Below are 13,637 nucleotides of genomic sequence, written 5' to 3'. Positions count from 1 at the left end.
TTTCACCGGTCGGCCTCCTGGCGGAGCAGCTGGCGGAAGTACGGGACGAGTACGGCGATCAGCAGCACGACGGTGAGCGTGGACACGGCCGCGCCGAGGTCGTAGCGGTGCAGCGACTGGGCCACGCGGTAGGCGTGCACGGGCAGCGTCGTGGTGGCGTCGCCCGGGCCTCCCCTGGTGACCGCCCAGATCTGGGCGAAGCAGCGGAAGACCCAGATGATCTCCAGACACAGGACAAGGCCGAAGACGGGCCGGAGGATGGGGAGGGTGACGGAGCGGAAGATCCGCCAGCCGCCCGCCCCGTCCAGCCGCGCGGACTCGTACAGCTCCTCCGGCACGGTCAGCAGCGCCGAGTGGAGGGTGATGGCGGCGAAGGGCACCGACTGCCACACCACGAGGAGGACGAGGACCCAGAAGGCGGCCGTGCCGTCCGCCATCCAGGAGAAGTCCCGGAACGAGTCGAGGCCGAGCGCGGTGAGGAACCAGTTGACGATGCCGAGGCGGGAGGAGAAGAGCCACTGGAAGACGGTGGTGGTGGCGATGACGGGGCTGGCCCAGGCGAGGACGAGTCCGCTCATGACGAGCATGCGCATCCGCTTGCCGAGACGCTGCATCATCAGCGCCACCAGTGTCCCGATGACCATGATCAGGACGACGTTGACCAGGGTCCACCAACCGGTGCGGCGTACGACCTCCCACAGCTGCGGGTCGGAGAGGATCCGCGCGTAGTTGTCGAACGCCGCGAACTCGGCCCCTCCGCGGATGAGTTCGCCCATGCCGTAGTGCTGGACGGAGATCACCAGGTTGCGCACGAGCGGGTAGCCGAGCAGCAGGACGCCGCCGATGACGGTGGGTGCGACGAGGAGGTAGGGCCAGGCGGCGCGCACCGGTGCCGCCCGGTTCGTGAGCCGCGCCCGTTGTGCACGGCTCACGACACGGGCGGGTGCCGTTCGGCTCATGAGCCGAGCGTCTTGGTGATGCTGTCGGACGCCGCCTTGGCCGCCGTGGCGGGGTCGTCCCCGGTGAGGACGGCCGTCATGTACTGCTTGATGGGGTTGGTGGCCTCGACCGCCGCCCACTGCGGTGAGTTGGGGGTCGCCCGGCCCTGCGCGGCGGCGGCGGCCATCGCGGCGGTGCCCTCGTTGTCCTGGATGACGTGGGCGAGCGAGGTCCGGTTCGGGACGTAGCTCATGGTCCGCGCCATGTCCGACTGCCATTTCTCCCCGGCGAGCGCCTTGACCACCTCGTACGCGGCGTCGTGGTGTGCCGAGGCCTCGGGAACGATCAGGTCGGAGCCGCCGGTGAAGGTCGCGCTCGGCCTGTCCGCCGTCCTGCCGGGGATCGGGAAGAAGCCGAGCTTGCCCTTGAGGGCCGGATTTGCCTCCTCGACGATCTTCGCTCCGCCGGGTACGGAGATGACCTGCGCGACGTCGCCCTTGGCGAAGACCTCGGCCTGCGGGGGCTTGGCCTCGTCGGAGTCCTTCGGCCCCTTGCCGAGCGCCTGGAGTTGCCGGTAGAAGTCCATGCCGCTCAGCGCCTCGGGGCTGTCGAGCGCGCCCCGCCAGGTGCCGCCGCTCTCCTCGGCCAGCTCGCCGCCGTCCTCCCAGACGAAGCCGGCGAGGGTGTACCAGTTCTGGCCGGGGAGGTAGATGCCCTGTGTGGCGCCGCGGTTGAGCTTCGCCGTGGTGGCGAGCCACTCGTCGCGGGTCTTCGGCGGGGCGGCGATCCCCGCCTTGGCGAAGAGGTCCTTGTTGTAGATCACGACCCGGTTGGCGGCGTACCACGGGATGCCGTACTGCTTGCCGTCGATCTTCCCCGGCTCGGCGAGGCCGGGGAGCCAGTCGGCGCCCTGCAGCTCCCCCACCTTGCCGCTGAGGTCCTTGACGCCGCCGCTCGCGGCGTACTGGGCGACCTGGGTGTTGCCGACCTCGATCACGTCGGGTGCGTCGTTGCCGGCCAGGGCCGCGGTGACCCTCTCGCCGATGCCGTCCCACTCCTGGATCTGGATGTCCAGGTCCATGTCCTTGTGCTGCTTCTCGAAGTCCTGGGTGAAGCGGGTGAGGAAGTCGTCGGTGACGCTGTCCTTCATGATCCAGACGGTGAGCTTCTGGGGGCCGTCGTCCGGGTCGGACGACTGGGAGCCTTGGCCGCAGGCGGTGAGGGCGAAGGCCGCGGCGAGCGCTGCGGAACCGGCGATGAAGCGGATCTTCACGGGCACCTCGATAAGGAATTGACCAATTGGTCAACTGGTAAGACCGGTGCCCAGAAGGTGGCATGGACCAGTGACGCCGTCAATCCCCTTGTAAATACTGGGCATTACTCGATCACGCGGATCCATCCATCACACCGGACAGCTACAATGCCTCTTACCAGTTGACCAGTTGCCCCGTGTGCGGAGAGGGTGGTGCCCATGGAGAGTGGTTCGTCGAGTGCGATGCTCAAGCGCGAACGGGTGCGGGAGCACCTGCTCGGCCTGATCGAGGCGGGCCGGCCGGGTGACGCCATCCCCTCCGAGCGCTCCCTGTGCACCGAACTGGGCGTCTCCCGCCCCACCCTGCGCACCGCCGTCGACGAACTGGTCGCCACCGGCCAGCTCCTGCGCGAGCACGGGCGCGGCACCTTCGTCGCCCCCGCCAAGATCACCCAGGAACTCGCCCCCGACGCGGCGGCGTTCGCGGTACCCCGGGCCTCCGGCTCCTGGTCGAGCAGGATCCTGGAGCGTGCCACGATCCAGGCCGGCGCCAGGATCGGCCGCCGGCTGCGGGTCTCCCCCGCCGCCGAACTGGTCTACATCGCGCGGCTCCGTCTCGTCGACGGATCCCCCATGGCGATCGAGCACCTCCACATCCCCGCCGTGCTGGTCCCCGACTCCCTGACCGCCGAGGAACTCGAAGCCGGTGACCTCTACGACCATCTGAGGGAGCATCACGGGGTGGCGGTGGACGAGGCCACCCAGTCCATCGAACCGACCGTCGTCAACGAGACGGAGGCCGCGGTGCTCGACGTCCCGGTGCTCTCACCGGCGCTGCTCATCGAGCGGCTGACCACCGACACCTCCGGCCGTCCGGTCGAGTACGTGCACTCGCTCTACCGCGGCGACCGGTACCGGATCGTCTCGCGCCTCGCGCTCGGCAGCCCCGGCCCCCGGCCGCGCACGGACGGCCACCACCCGGGCATCCCGCCGGGGGACTCCGCCCACGACGGCATCATCACGTCCTCGACGACCGGCGATGCATACTGACCGGCATCGGCCGCGCCGACGGGGGAGGAAGCATGGACACCAGCCGCGCGAAGGGAGCGGTCAAGCGCGAGCGCGTGCGGGCCCGGCTGCTCACTCTGATCGAGACCCGTCATCCGGGCGACGCGATCCCCTCCGAGCGCACCCTCTGCGCCGAACTGGACGTCTCCCGCCCCACCCTGCGGGCCGTCGTGGACGAACTGGTCTCCACGGGCCGGCTCGTGCGCGAGCACGGGCGCGGGATGTTCGTCGCCCCGGCCAAGATCACCCAGGAGCTCGTCGCCGAGGACCGCCCGGGGACGGCCCCGCGGGCTCCGGGTGCGTGGACCAGCCGGGTCCTGGAGCTGCGCGAGGTCCGGGCCGGCGCCCGCGTCGGGCGCCGGCTCCGGGTCTCCCCCACCACCGCCCTGGTGTACGTGGCCAGGCTGCGCCTCGTGGGCGGGGCGCCGATCGCCCTCGAGCACCTGCACATCCCGGCGGACCTGGTCCCGGGCCTGTCGCCGGAGCAGATGGAGGGCGGGTTCTACGCCCATCTGCGCGAGCGCCTCGGGATCCGCCTGGCGCACGCCACGCAGTCGATCGAGCCGACCGTGCTCGGCGAGGACGAGGCGCGGCTGCTCGACGTGCCGGTGCTCTCTCCCGCGCTGCTGTTCGACCGCGTCACCGTCGACGCCGCGGACCGGCCCGTGGAGTACGTCCGCTCGCTGTACCGGGGCGACCGCTACCGCATCGTGTCGCGGCTGGCGGTGGGCCGGGACGACGGCGGGCGGCCGGTGGCCGACGCCTCGCGCGCCTCGGCGTGGTGGGGCAACGTGGAGGGGAACCACTGACACGGCCGAGAGGAATGCGATCCCATGTCCCACCACACCTACCGGGTCACTGAGATCGTCGGCACCTCGCACGAGGGCGTCGACCAGGCCGTCCGCAACGGCATCGCCCGCGCCAACCAGACGCTGAGGGGCCTCGACTGGTTCGAGGTGACGCAGGTGCGCGGCAACATCGTGGACGGCGAGATCGAGCACTACCAGGTCGGCCTGAAGGTCGGTTTCCGCCTCGAGGACGCAGAGGGCGACGTCTGAGGCACCCGCGTCCGAGGGCGCAGGGCAGACGTGTCCGAGGGCGTGAGGCATCCACGTCCGCGAGCAGGCACCCACGTCCGAGGGCCTACATCCGGGAGCGTGAGGCACCCGCGTCCGCGGGCCTGAGGCGCTACGCCTCGGCCCAGCGGGCCCGCACCACTCGGAAGCCCGCTCGTTCGGCGGCGTCGCAGACGAGTTCGTCGTCGTCCACGAGCATGCGGATCTCGCGGCTGCGTGCGAGGCGCCGCAACGTGTCCAGCTTGGTCGTCCGGGCGGGGCGCCGGTCGTCGTTGCGGCGCATCCAGATGGGGCCCGCCGGCAGGCCGTGCCGTTCCAGCCACGCCACGGTGTCCGCCCGGCAGCGCTCCGGCCGGCCGGTCAGATACGCGACTTCGCACTCCACCGCCGCCTCGGCCACGATCCGCAGGCCCTCGGCGAGCGGTGGGTCGTCAGGTGCGGCGGCGAAGAAGCCCGCCCAGTCGCGCGGCCTGCGCTCCAGGAAGTGCTGGCGGTGGCCGTTCTCCGCGAGGGTGCCGTCCAGGTCGAACACGGCCAGCGGTCTGCTGCCCCGGCCTGTCTCACGGCCCGGCTCACGGCCCGTCTGCGTCGTCGCTTGCGTCACGCGCCCCAAGCGTACGGCCTGCGGGAATCATCATGGCCCACACCTGTTGAACCGTGTATGAGCTCAGTGATCGCTTCGACCCGGTTCTCCGTACTGGACCGCTCCCGAACCCGTGAGGGCCAGGACGCCCCTCAGGCGCTCCGCGACACCGTCCGGCTCGCGCGGCAGGTGGAGGAGCTGGGCTTCCACCGCTTCTGGGTGGCCGAGCACCACGGGGTGCCGGGCGTGGCCGGGTCGGCGCCGACGGTGCTGGCGGCCGCGGTGGCCGCCGCGACGTCCACGATCCGGGTCGGGACGGGCGGGGTGATGCTGCCCAACCACCGAACGCTGGTGGTGGCCGAGCAGTTCGGCGTACTGGAGTCGCTCTTCCCGGGCCGGATCGACATGGGCCTCGGCCGCTCGGTGGGGTTCACGGGCGGCGTCCGCAGGGCGCTCGGGCGCGAGAAGGACGACGCCGAGGACTTCGCGGGGCAGTTGAGCGAGCTGCTGGGGTGGTTCGAGGGATCACGGGGACCGCAAGGCACACGGCGAGCGCATCCGCAGGTGCACGCCCATCCCTCCGAAGGGCTGCGGGTGCCCCCGTTCGTGCTGGCCACCGGTGAGGGCGCCGGGATCGCCGCCGCCGCCGGGGTGCCCCTGGTGATCGGCGACCTGAAGGGGCGGGACCGGCTGTCGGCGGCCGTCGACCGGTATCGCGCGGAGTTCCGCCCGTCCGTATGGGCGGACGAGCCGTACGTCGTCGTGGCGGGCACCGTCGCGGTCGCGGGCAGCGAGGAGGAGGCGAGGCGGCTGCTGGTGCCGGAGGCGTGGGCGATGGCGTACTCCCGCACACACGGCACGTTCCCGCCGCTCGCGCCTGCCGGGCGGATCGAGGCCTTGGCGATGACCCCGAAGGAGCGGGAGTTCTACGAGTCGGGGCTGCGCGGCCCGATCCACGGCACGCAGGGGCAGGTCAAGGAGGCGCTGGAGGCGGTGATCAACGACACCGGCGCGGACGAGGTGCTGGTGACGACGAGTACGTACGACCGCGCCGCACTGCTGGAGTCGTACCGCCTTCTCGCCCTGCTCGCGGGGCTGACCAGCGCGGATGTCCCGGCCGCTGCCTAGAATCCGCGGTATGCAAGGCCCCCACGATCCCTACATCCGCGTCCGCGCCGCCCGCGAGCACAATCTCAGGAACGTCGACGTCGACATTCCCCGGGAAGCCCTCACCGTCTTCACCGGCGTCTCCGGGTCGGGCAAGTCCTCGCTCGCCTTCGGCACGATCTACGCCGAGGCCCAGCGGCGCTACTTCGAGTCCGTCGCCCCCTACGCGCGCCGGCTCATCCACCAGGTTGGCGTACCGAAGGTCGGCGAGATCACCGGGCTGCCACCGGCCGTCTCCCTGGAGCAGCGTCGTTCCTCCCCCACGTCGCGTTCCTCCGTCGGCACGGTCACGACGCTGTCGAACTCGCTGCGGATGCTGTTCTCCCGGGCCGGCGCGTACCCGGACGGCGCCGAGCGGCTCGACTCCGACGCGTTCTCGCCCAACACAGCGGCCGGGGCCTGCCCCGAGTGCCACGGTCTCGGGCGGATCCACCGCACCACCGAGGAGCTGCTGGTGCCGGAACCCGCGCTGTCGGTCCGGCAGGGAGCGATCGCCGCGTGGCCGGGGGCCTGGCAGGGCAAGAACCTGCGCGACGTCCTGGACGCCCTCGGGTACGACATCGACCGGCCGTGGCGCGAGCTGGAGCAGAAGGACCGCGACTGGATCCTGTTCACCGAAGAGCAGCCGGTGGTGACGGTGCATCCGGTCCGCGAGGCGGGCCGTATCCAGCGGCCGTACCAGGGTACGTACATGAGCGCCCGGCGCTATGTGCTGCACACCTTCGCCGATTCCAAGAGCCCGACCCTGCGCGCGAAGGCCGAGCGTTTCCTGACGGCCGAGCCGTGCCCGGTGTGCCGGGGCAGCAGGCTGCGGCCGGAGGCGCTCGCGGTGACCTTCGCGGGGCGGACGATCGCCGAGGTGGCGACACTGCCGCTGACCGACCTGGCCCGGGTGCTGCGCGAGGGCCCCGGTGACGAGCCGGCGCGGGTGCTGACCGCGGATCTGCTGGCCCGGATCGCCACGGTGACCGAACTGGGTCTCGGCTATCTGAGTCTGGACCGTGCGGCGCCGACGCTCTCCAGCGGGGAGCTTCAGCGGCTGCGCCTGGCGACCCAGCTGCGGTCCGGGCTCTTCGGTGTCGTGTACGTGCTCGACGAGCCGTCGGCCGGGCTGCACCCGGCGGACACGGATGCGCTGATCGTCGTTCTGGACCGGCTCAAGGCGAGCGGCAACACGGTCTTCGTGGTCGAGCACCATCTGGAGGTGGTGCGGCACGCGGACTGGCTGGTCGACGTGGGGCCGCGGGCCGGTGAGCACGGCGGCCGGGTGCTGCACAGCGGGCCCCCCGAGCGGCTGGCCGAGGTGGCGGAGTCGGCGACGCGCCGCTTCCTCTTCGAGTCGGGATCGGGTCCTCGGCGGCCGGTGCGCGAGCCGTCCGGGCAACTCGTCGTCGGGCCGGTCACCCGGCACAATCTGCGCGGTCTCACGGCGCGGCTGCCGCTCGGTGTGTTCACGGCGGTCACCGGTGTGTCGGGCTCGGGGAAGTCGACGCTGGTCGGCGCCGTCACGGAGGAGCTTCCGGGTGTGGAACGGCTGGTGACCGTGGACCAGAAGCCGATCGGCCGCACGCCCCGGTCCAATCTCGCCACGTACACGGGGCTCTTCGATGTCGTACGCAAGCTCTTCGCCGCCACCGACGAGGCCCGGGCACGCGGATACCGGGCCGGGCGGTTCTCCTTCAACGTGGCGGGCGGCCGGTGCGAGACCTGCCAGGGCGAGGGTTTCGTGTCCGTGGAACTCCTCTTCCTGCCCAGTACGTACGCGCCGTGCCCGGAGTGCCACGGGGCGCGCTACAACCCGGAGACCCTCGAAGTACGGCACGGCGGGCTGACCGTCGCCGACGTGCTCGATCTGACCGTGGAGGCGGCGGCGGAGGTCTTCGCCGGCACCCCGGCGGCGCTGCGGAGCCTCGCGGCGCTGCTGGACGTCGGCCTCGGCTATCTGCGGCTCGGCCAGCCGGCGACCGAACTGTCCGGCGGCGAGGCGCAGCGCATCAAGCTCGCCACCGAGCTGCAGCGGCAGCACCGGGGCCACACGCTGTACGTCCTGGACGAACCGACCACCGGGCTGCATCCGGCGGATGTGGAGGTGCTGATGCGCCGGCTGCACGACCTGGTCGACGCCGGGCACTCGGTGGTGGTCGTCGAGCACGACATGGACGTGGTGGTGGGCGCCGACTGGGTGCTGGACCTGGGCCCGGGCGGCGGGGACGAAGGCGGGCGGATCGTGGCGGAGGGCACCCCGGCGGAGGTGGCGCGGGCGGCGGGGAGCCGCACCGCGCCGTATCTCGCCACAGCGCTCGGCCGCGCGACCGGCGGGAGTCCGGGCCCCGGTGCCGTCGAGTGACGTCCGGGGCGCGGGTCCCGTGGTGGGTCAGGCGGCCGTGTCGTACGTGTAGTGCGGCGTGTGGTCCAGCATGTCCGCGGGTGTCACGTCGTTCCACGGGCGCATGGTGTCGTGCAGGTCCACGACATCCGGTGTGCCGGCGGCCGGGAGGTACGGGGAGGCGGGGTGGCGCTGCTGCCACTGGGCCCAGAGCTTGTCGATGAACGCGTGGTGGAGCCAGAACACCGGATCGTTCGGGGAGACTCCGGTCGCCATCTGGCCGCCGACCCAGACGTGCACGCGGTTGTGCAGGTTGACACCGCGCCACCCTTCGAGGTGGTTGCGGAAGCCGTCCGAGGCGCTGTTCCACGGCGGTGCGTCGTAGGTGGACATGGCGAGGACGGAGTCGGTCTCGGCCTTCGTCGGGAGCTGCCGCCCGCCGGACCCGAGGGCGCGCCGGAGGTAACCGCGGCCGTCGACGCGGACGTTGATGTTCCAGCCTCCGGAGGCGGCCGCGAAGGGGCCGTCCATGACCTGTCCGTCCCGGGCGCGGCCGGTGCCGCCGAGGAAGTCGGCGGCCCAGAGCGAGGAGGCGGTGGTGCGGTCGGCGGTCCAGTCCCAGTACGGGAGTGCCACGGTCGGGTCCACGGACTGCAGGGCCTGCTCGAACTGGATGAGGAATCTGCGGTGCCACGGCAGGAACGACGGCGAGCGGTGACCCACGCGGTCGCTGGTGTCCGTGTCGCTCATGATGAAGGCGTTGTGGGTGGTGACGAAGGTGTCGTACTGCCCGTTGCGCTTGAGGGCGAGGAGGGCGTTGACGAAGCGTCGCTTCTCGTCGGCGCTGAGCTGGGCCTGGTTCTTGCGTATGGTCATGGCGGTGGTGCTCCGGATCAGACGAGGGCGAGCGGGACGAGGGCGGCGCCCTGGAGTTCGGTGACGGCGGCGCGGGCCAGGGCGCGTGGCGTGGCCTGCGGCTCGTAGTGGTTGATCACGCTGATCCAGGTGCCGTCCGCGTTGCGCATGACGTGGAGCTCCTGGCCGTCTATGCGGACGGTGTAGCCGCCGCCGTGGCCTCCGTGGTCGCCGCCGCCTCCGTGACCGCCCCCGTGGCCGCCGTCGTGCGACGGTCCGCCCTGTATACGGCGGCCCTTGTAGACCTCGTCGAAGGAGCCGGGCGTACCGGGCTCGTTCTGCGGATCGGCTGCGGCCTGTGCCGCGCCGCCGTAGGCGGCACCGGCGACGGCGAGGCCCGTGGCGGCACCGGCGGCCGCGCCCAGGGCCTGGCGGCGGGTGATTCCGGACATGCGTTACCCCCAAGTGGATGTGGTCGTACGGCGGTTCCGCTGGTCGGTCGGTACCGCCGTCGCCATGACTACCGCCCGGTCGGCAATGGGCAGAAATCGCCGGGAACGGGTTGGCCGCCATACGGACATGTCGTCACACACAGTGCAGGGTTGAACAAGGCCGATCTTGCGGTCCGCGCGCTCCCCCGGACCTCCGGACGTGAAGTCCGGGCCCGAATGTGACGATCACGTGAAAGATCTTCACAATGTGCGTGTCGTGCGTGCCGGGAGTCACAGGAAAAATCTGGCCTGAACATATGCCAAAGGCAGCGTCGGCCCCGTGGTCGCGCGACCATGTCCCGTGCCGGGCCGGTCACCGAGGAGGGCGAACGATGAACGACGACAGTCCATCCGTACGGACCGAACGAGACGGCCCCGTGCTGACGGTGGTCCTCAGCCGCCCCGAGGTGCGCAACGCGGTCGACGGCCCGACGGCAGCCCTGCTCGCGGACGCGTTCCGCCGCTTCGAGGCGGACGAGGAGGCGGCGGTCGCGGTGCTGTGGGGCGAGGGAGGTACGTTCTGCGCGGGCGCCGACCTCAAGGGCATCGGCACCGAGCGCGGAAACAAGGTCACCGCCGACGGCGACGGGCCGATGGGTCCCACCCGGATGCGGCTGACCAAGCCCGTCATCGCCGCGGTCTCCGGACATGCGGTGGCCGGTGGACTGGAACTCGCGCTCTGGTGCGATCTGCGGGTAGCCGAACAGGACGCGGTCTTCGGGGTGTTCTGCCGACGCTGGGGCGTTCCGCTGATCGACGGCGGCACGGTGCGGCTGCCGCGGCTGATCGGCGAGAGCCGCGCCATGGACATGATCCTCACCGGCCGGCCCGTCCCGGCCGCCGAGGCGCTCGACATCGGGCTCGCCAACCGGCTGGTGCCGACCGGCGACGCACGCAGGGCGGCGGAGCAACTCGCCCGGGAGATCGCGGCGTTCCCGCAGCTCTGTCTCCGCCACGACCGGCTCTCCGTGCACGAACAGCACGGCTTGACCGAAGCGGACGCGCTGGCCGGCGAGTACCGGCACGGCCTTGTCCCGCTCACCGCCGGGGAGACTCAGAAGGGCGCGGAACGCTTCGCGGACGGCGCGGGCCGCCACGGGTCGTTCACGTGACGGTACGACTCGGCGACCGGACCGGCGGCCGGACCGGCGCGTCTCGGCGTCCGCAGGCCGGCCGGCTCCTCGTCGGCCCTACCGGTTGACCTTGCGCGTCGCCCGCAGCCATTCCCGGTTCATCGCCGTGATGGACGGCAGCGGGATGCCCTTGGGGCACGCGGTGGCGCACTCACCGGTCAGGGTGCAGCCGCCGAAGCCCTCCTCGTCCATGGCCGCGACCATGTCGAGCACCCGGGTCTCGCGCTCGGGGGCGCCCTGGGGCAGCACGTTGAGGTGGTTGATCTTCGCCGAGGTGAAGAGCATCGCCGAGCCGTTGGGGCAGGCCGCGACGCACGCGCCGCAGCCGATGCACTCGGCGTGCTCGAAGGCGGTGTCGGCGTCGGCCTTGGGGACCGGGGTCGCGTGGGCCTCGGGGGCGGCGCCGGTCGGCACCGAGATGTAGCCGCCGGCCTGGATGATCCGGTCGAAGGCCGAGCGGTCCACGACCAGGTCCTTCACCACCGGGAAGGCGGAGGCACGCCACGGCTCGACGTCGATCGTGTCGCCGTCCTGGAACGACCGCATGTGGAGCTGGCAGGTGGTGGTGCGCTCGGGGCCGTGCGCGTCGCCGTTGATGACGAGCGAGCAGGCACCGCAGATGCCCTCGCGGCAGTCGTGGTCGAAGGCGACGGGGTCCTCACCGCGCAGGATGAGTTCCTCGTTGAGGGTGTCGAGCATCTCCAGGAACGACATGTCCTGCGAGATCCCGTCCACCTCGTAGGTGGCCATGGCGCCGGGGGTGTCGGTGTTCTGCTGGCGCCAGACGCGCAGTCTGAGCTTCATGCGTAGCTCCGCTGGGTGGGGTGGACGTACTCGAAGACGAGGTCTTCCTTGTGCAGGACGGGGGCTTCGCCGGTGCCGGTGAACTCCCAGGCGGCGGCGTACGAGAACTCCTCGTCCCTCCGCTCCGCCTCGCCGTCGGCGGTCTGGGACTCCTCACGGAAGTGACCGCCGCAGGATTCGCTCCGGTTCAGCGCGTCGAGACACATCAGCTCGGCGAGCTCCAGGTAGTCGACGATGCGGTTGGCCTTCTCCAGCGACTGGTTGAACTCCTCGCCGGTACCGGGAACCTTGATCCGGCGCCAGAACTCCTCGCGGATCTGCGGGATCCGGTCCAGGGCCTTGCGCAGCCCCTCCTCGGTGCGGGCCATTCCGCAGAACTCCCACATCAGCTCGCCGAGTTCACGGTGGAAGGAGTCGGGCGTGCGGTCGCCGTCGACGGCGAGGAGCAGCCGGAGCCGGTCCTCGGTCTCGGCGAGAACGTCGGCCACCACGGGGTGCGATGCGTCGAGGGCGTCCAGGTGCGGGCTGCGGGCGAGGTAGTCGTTGATGGTCGACGGGAGGACGAAGTAGCCGTCGGCGAGTCCCTGCATCAGCGCGGACGCACCGAGGCGGTTGGCGCCGTGGTCGGAGAAGTTGGCCTCGCCGATCGCGAAGAGGCCGGGGACGTTGGTCTGGAGGTCGTAGTCGACCCAGAGTCCGCCCATCGTGTAGTGCACGGCGGGATAGATCCGCATCGGCACCTCGTACGGGTTCTCCGCGGTGATCCGCTCGTACATGTCGAAAAGGTTGCCGTACTTCTCCTCGACCTTGGCCCGGCCCATCCGGCGGATCGCGTCGGCGAAGTCGAGGTAGACGCCCTGGCCGCCGGGGCCGACGCCCCGTCCCTCGTCGCAGACGTTCTTCGCCGCGCGCGAGGCGATGTCGCGCGGCACGAGGTTGCCGAAGGAGGGGTAGATGCGCTCCAGGTAGTAGTCGCGCTCGTCCTCCGGGATCGCGTTCGCCGGGCGGGTGTCGCCCTTCGCCTTCGGGACCCAGATCCGCCCGTCGTTGCGCAGCGACTCGCTCATCAGCGTCAGCTTGGACTGGTGGTCGCCGGTGCGCGGGATGCAGGTGGGGTGGATCTGGGTGAAGCAGGGGTTGGCGAAGTAGGCACCGCGCCGGTGGGCCCGCCAGACGGCGGTGGCGTTCGAGTTCATGGCGTTCGTCGACAGGTAGAAGACGTTGCCGTAGCCGCCGCTGGCCAGGACCACCGCGTCGGCGAAGTAGGTGTCGATCCTCCCGCTGATCAGATCGCGGGCCACGATGCCCCTGGCCCGCCCGTCGACGACGATCAGGTCGAGCATCTCGGTGCGCGGATGCAGCTCGACGTTGCCGGCCGCGATCTGCCGGGACAGCGCCTGGTAGGCGCCGAGGAGCAGCTGCTGGCCCGTCTGGCCGCGGGCGTAGAAGGTCCGGGAGACCTGGACACCGCCGAAGGAGCGGGTGTCGAGGAGGCCGCCGTACTCGCGGGCGAAGGGCACGCCCTGGGCGACGCACTGGTCGATGATCTCGACGGAGATCTGGGCGAGACGGTGGACGTTGGACTCGCGGGCGCGGAAGTCGCCGCCCTTGACGGTGTCGTAGAACAGGCGGTGGATGGAGTCGCCGTCGTTGCGGTAGTTCTTGGCAGCGTTGATACCGCCCTGGGCGGCGATCGAGTGGGCGCGGCGCGGTGAGTCCTGGTAGCAGAACTGGACCACGTGGTAGCCCTGTTCGGCGAGGGTGGCTCCGGCAGAGCCACCGGCGAGGCCGGTGCCGACGACGATGACGGTGTGCTTGCGGCGGTTCGCCGGGTTGACCAGCTTGGCCTCGAAGCGGCGACGGTCCCAGCGCTCGGCGATGGGGCCTTCGGGTGCCTTGGTGTCGGCGATCGGTGCGCCGTTCTCGTACTCCAGGAAGGTCAT

General features: G+C 71.2%; 13 protein-coding genes. 6 read left to right on the top strand and 7 right to left on the bottom strand.

What is annotated here, in order from left to right; all coding sequences use genetic code 11:
• Positions 1 to 2 precede the first annotated feature (2 nt).
• Both ACIQMR_RS11780 and ACIQMR_RS11775 read right to left on the bottom strand, forming a co-directional pair.
• On the bottom strand, positions 3 to 959 hold the full coding sequence (locus tag ACIQMR_RS11780) for a carbohydrate ABC transporter permease (protein ID WP_401385236.1): 957 nt from the start codon (positions 957 to 959) through the stop codon (positions 3 to 5).
• A complete protein-coding gene (locus ACIQMR_RS11775) occupies positions 956 to 2,212 on the bottom strand; it encodes an extracellular solute-binding protein (RefSeq protein ID WP_401385235.1) in 1,257 nt (418 codons plus the stop codon). Before ACIQMR_RS11775 ends, ACIQMR_RS11780 begins: the two co-directional genes overlap by 4 nt.
• 198 nt (positions 2,213 to 2,410) lie before the next feature.
• Between ACIQMR_RS11775 and ACIQMR_RS11770 the strand changes: the two genes are divergently transcribed.
• From ACIQMR_RS11770 to ACIQMR_RS11760, 3 genes are read left to right on the top strand one after another with little or no spacing between them, the layout of a single operon-like run.
• The gene (locus ACIQMR_RS11770; protein ID WP_401385234.1) at positions 2,411 to 3,241 is read left to right on the top strand and encodes a GntR family transcriptional regulator; all 831 of its coding nucleotides are present in this window, start codon (positions 2,411 to 2,413) and stop codon (positions 3,239 to 3,241) included.
• Between the two features lie 32 nt (positions 3,242 to 3,273).
• A complete protein-coding gene (locus tag ACIQMR_RS11765) occupies positions 3,274 to 4,068 on the top strand; it encodes a GntR family transcriptional regulator (protein ID WP_401385233.1) in 795 nt (264 codons plus the stop codon).
• A gap of 24 nt (positions 4,069 to 4,092) precedes the next feature.
• Positions 4,093 to 4,317: a dodecin gene (locus ACIQMR_RS11760; protein WP_401385232.1), complete on the top strand. Its 225-nt coding sequence runs from the start codon at positions 4,093 to 4,095 to the stop codon at positions 4,315 to 4,317.
• Positions 4,318 to 4,447: 130 nt separating this feature from the next.
• Here the strand turns inward: ACIQMR_RS11760 and ACIQMR_RS11755 are convergent, their stop codons facing one another.
• On the bottom strand, positions 4,448 to 4,939 hold the full coding sequence (locus ACIQMR_RS11755; protein WP_401385231.1) for a hypothetical protein: 492 nt from the start codon (positions 4,937 to 4,939) through the stop codon (positions 4,448 to 4,450).
• A gap of 57 nt (positions 4,940 to 4,996) precedes the next feature.
• On the opposite strand from ACIQMR_RS11755, the gene ACIQMR_RS11750 reads away from it, so the two are divergent.
• Complete coding sequence (locus tag ACIQMR_RS11750; protein ID WP_401385230.1) at positions 4,997 to 6,046, top strand: MsnO8 family LLM class oxidoreductase; 1,050 nt, start codon at positions 4,997 to 4,999, stop codon at positions 6,044 to 6,046.
• Between the two features lie 10 nt (positions 6,047 to 6,056).
• Positions 6,057 to 8,432 (top strand): ATP-binding cassette domain-containing protein, encoded by a 2,376-nt coding sequence (locus ACIQMR_RS11745; RefSeq protein WP_401385229.1) that lies wholly within the window; start codon positions 6,057 to 6,059, stop codon positions 8,430 to 8,432.
• A 27-nt stretch (positions 8,433 to 8,459) separates the two neighbouring features.
• On the opposite strand, the gene ACIQMR_RS11740 is transcribed toward ACIQMR_RS11745, so the two are convergent.
• Both ACIQMR_RS11740 and ACIQMR_RS11735 read right to left on the bottom strand, forming a co-directional pair.
• Positions 8,460 to 9,287, bottom strand: coding sequence for a tyrosinase family protein (locus ACIQMR_RS11740; protein ID WP_401385228.1), 828 nt, complete (start codon positions 9,285 to 9,287; stop codon positions 8,460 to 8,462).
• Positions 9,288 to 9,304: 17 nt separating this feature from the next.
• Complete coding sequence (locus ACIQMR_RS11735; protein WP_401385227.1) at positions 9,305 to 9,718, bottom strand: tyrosinase cofactor; 414 nt, start codon at positions 9,716 to 9,718, stop codon at positions 9,305 to 9,307.
• Between the two features lie 371 nt (positions 9,719 to 10,089).
• Between ACIQMR_RS11735 and ACIQMR_RS11730 the strand changes: the two genes are divergently transcribed.
• Positions 10,090 to 10,869, top strand: coding sequence for a crotonase/enoyl-CoA hydratase family protein (locus ACIQMR_RS11730; RefSeq protein ID WP_401385226.1), 780 nt, complete (start codon positions 10,090 to 10,092; stop codon positions 10,867 to 10,869).
• Between the two features lie 78 nt (positions 10,870 to 10,947).
• Here ACIQMR_RS11730 and ACIQMR_RS11725 read toward each other — a convergent pair whose 3' ends face one another.
• Positions 10,948 to 11,694, bottom strand: a complete 747-nt coding sequence (locus ACIQMR_RS11725; RefSeq protein ID WP_401385225.1) for a succinate dehydrogenase/fumarate reductase iron-sulfur subunit — start codon at positions 11,692 to 11,694, stop codon at positions 10,948 to 10,950.
• A complete protein-coding gene (locus ACIQMR_RS11720; protein WP_401385224.1) occupies positions 11,691 to 13,637 on the bottom strand; it encodes a fumarate reductase/succinate dehydrogenase flavoprotein subunit in 1,947 nt (648 codons plus the stop codon). Before ACIQMR_RS11720 ends, ACIQMR_RS11725 begins: the two co-directional genes overlap by 4 nt.

Origin of the sequence: Streptomyces sp. NPDC091376 (assembly GCF_044757085.1) — a bacterium.
GTDB classification, from domain to species: Bacteria; Actinomycetota; Actinomycetes; order Streptomycetales; family Streptomycetaceae; genus Streptomyces; species Streptomyces pratisoli.
This window is presented reverse-complemented; position numbering and strand designations above follow the sequence as displayed.

Excerpts from the sequence above, each read along its gene's own strand:
- ACIQMR_RS11780 (WP_401385236.1), bottom strand. The coding sequence starts at position 959 with ATGAGCCGAACGGCACCCGCCCGTGTCGTGAGCCGTGCACAACGGGCG.
- ACIQMR_RS11770 (WP_401385234.1), top strand. The coding sequence starts at position 2,411 with ATGGAGAGTGGTTCGTCGAGTGCGATGCTCAAGCGCGAACGGGTGCGG.
- ACIQMR_RS11765 (WP_401385233.1), top strand. The coding sequence starts at position 3,274 with ATGGACACCAGCCGCGCGAAGGGAGCGGTCAAGCGCGAGCGCGTGCGG.
- ACIQMR_RS11760 (WP_401385232.1), top strand. The coding sequence starts at position 4,093 with ATGTCCCACCACACCTACCGGGTCACTGAGATCGTCGGCACCTCGCAC.
- ACIQMR_RS11750 (WP_401385230.1), top strand. The coding sequence starts at position 4,997 with ATGAGCTCAGTGATCGCTTCGACCCGGTTCTCCGTACTGGACCGCTCC.
- ACIQMR_RS11745 (WP_401385229.1), top strand. The coding sequence starts at position 6,057 with ATGCAAGGCCCCCACGATCCCTACATCCGCGTCCGCGCCGCCCGCGAG.
- ACIQMR_RS11740 (WP_401385228.1), bottom strand. The coding sequence starts at position 9,287 with ATGACCATACGCAAGAACCAGGCCCAGCTCAGCGCCGACGAGAAGCGA.
- ACIQMR_RS11735 (WP_401385227.1), bottom strand. The coding sequence starts at position 9,718 with ATGTCCGGAATCACCCGCCGCCAGGCCCTGGGCGCGGCCGCCGGTGCC.
- ACIQMR_RS11730 (WP_401385226.1), top strand. The coding sequence starts at position 10,090 with ATGAACGACGACAGTCCATCCGTACGGACCGAACGAGACGGCCCCGTG.
- ACIQMR_RS11725 (WP_401385225.1), bottom strand. The coding sequence starts at position 11,694 with ATGAAGCTCAGACTGCGCGTCTGGCGCCAGCAGAACACCGACACCCCC.
- ACIQMR_RS11720 (WP_401385224.1), bottom strand. The coding sequence starts at position 13,637 with ATGACCTTCCTGGAGTACGAGAACGGCGCACCGATCGCCGACACCAAG.